A 1,500-nucleotide genomic window follows, 5' to 3' on the forward strand; every position below is an offset into this window, starting at 1 on the left:
GGATCCTCATCAGTAAATAGAGATGTAGAGGAGTAATCATACAACATCTACAAAGTGTCAATATCAAGCGGCAGCTTCAAAGCCGAAGTGGTGGTTTGGTGTGAAGTGATATAATAGTTGGCGGATGAGACAGATAAGGAGGAAAGTGGATCCAATGATGACGTGGAGTCCATGGAAACCCGTAGCGATAAAGAATGTTGAGCCATAAATACCGTCGGAAATGGTGAAGGGTGCTTCAAAGTACTCTGAAATTTGTAGTAAGGTGAAATAGATGCCTAGTAGAATTGTGATGAGTAGAGCCTGGGTTGTTTGTTTTCGATTGTTGTTTATAAGGCTGTGGTGAGTTCAGGTAATTGTTACTCCTGATGCTAATAATACAGAGGTATTTAGAAGGGGTACTTCTAAGGGATTTAATGGGGTAATACCTGTTGGTGGCCAGTGGCCCCCTAAATAAGGGGTTGGGGCTAGGCTTGAGTGGTAGAATGCTCAGAAGAACCCGGTAAAGAAGAAGACTTCTGAGATAATGAATAGGACTATGCCATATCGAAGGTTTTTTTGAACGGGTGTCGTGTGATGTCCTTGATAAGTGCTTTCTCGTACGATATCGCGTCATCATTGGTGAAGGGTTAGTGTTGTGGTTAGTAGACCTAGTGTTAATAGAGTGGTGGAATAGAAGTGAAATCATATGGCTAAGCCGGATGTTGTTAGAAGGGCTGATAGAGCCCCTGCTAGTGGTCAGGGGCTGGGTTTGACTATGTGGTAAGCATGGGATTGGTGGGCCATTAGGTGTTGTTGTGTAAATAAAGGCTAACTAGAAGTGTGAAAACGTAGGCTTGGATTAGAGCAACTGCGATTTCTAGGATGGTGAGTAGTGTCAGGAGTGTGAAGATCAGTGAAGTAGCGGGGGGGCTGATAGTTAGTAGTGTTAGTGTTGCGTTTCCAACTAGGTGTATTAGCAGGTGACCAGCCGTAATGTTAGCAGTTAAGCGTACGGCTAGGGCTACTGGTTGGATGACCAGGCTAATGGTTTCGATTATTACTAGTATGGGGATGAGTAATGTTGGTGTGCCTTGTGGTAGGAGGTGAGCTAGGGAGCTTTTGGTTTTAAAGCGAAGGCCTGTGATTACTGTGGCAGCTCATAAGGGGATTGCTATAGCGAGGTTTATGGATAGTTGGGTGGTGGGTGTAAATGAATGGGGTAGGAGTCCCAGAAGGTTAGTTGTGGTAATAAAGGTAATTAGGGATATTAGTATTAGAGATCAGGTTCGCCCCTTAGCATTATGGGTTATTATTATTTGTTTTAGAGTGAATAGTACTAGGTTGCGTTGGATAGTGATTAGTCGGTTGTTAATGAGATGTTTGGACGTTGGGATTAATAATATGGGAAATATAATGATGGGGATTGTGGCAGGTTGATTTAGGATTATTGGAGTTGCGAATAGGGTAAACAGATTTTCGTTCATTTTAGTTGTCAGTAGCTATTGGGGGCTTGCTTATGAG

The 1,500-nt window shown here is 43.1% G+C and carries 1 protein-coding gene and 1 pseudogene; both read right to left on the reverse strand.

Annotated features, from left to right (window positions below; genetic code table 11):
* Nucleotides 1-63: 63 nt before the first annotated feature.
* Nucleotides 64-603 (reverse strand): annotated as a pseudogene (locus ACFIKY_RS08930) (cytochrome c oxidase subunit 3).
* Nucleotides 604-782: 179 nt separating this feature from the next.
* Nucleotides 783-1,124 carry a F0F1 ATP synthase subunit A gene (gene atpB / locus ACFIKY_RS08935; protein ID WP_375621879.1) on the reverse strand — a complete coding sequence of 114 codons (342 nt, stop codon included), beginning with the start codon at nt 1,122-1,124 and terminating at the stop codon, nt 783-785.
* Between the last annotated feature and the right edge of the window lie 376 nt (nt 1,125-1,500).

Origin of the sequence: Bartonella sp. CR127HXZ (assembly GCF_042194555.1) — a bacterium.
GTDB classification, from domain to species: domain Bacteria; phylum Pseudomonadota; class Alphaproteobacteria; order Rhizobiales; family Rhizobiaceae; genus Bartonella; species Bartonella grahamii.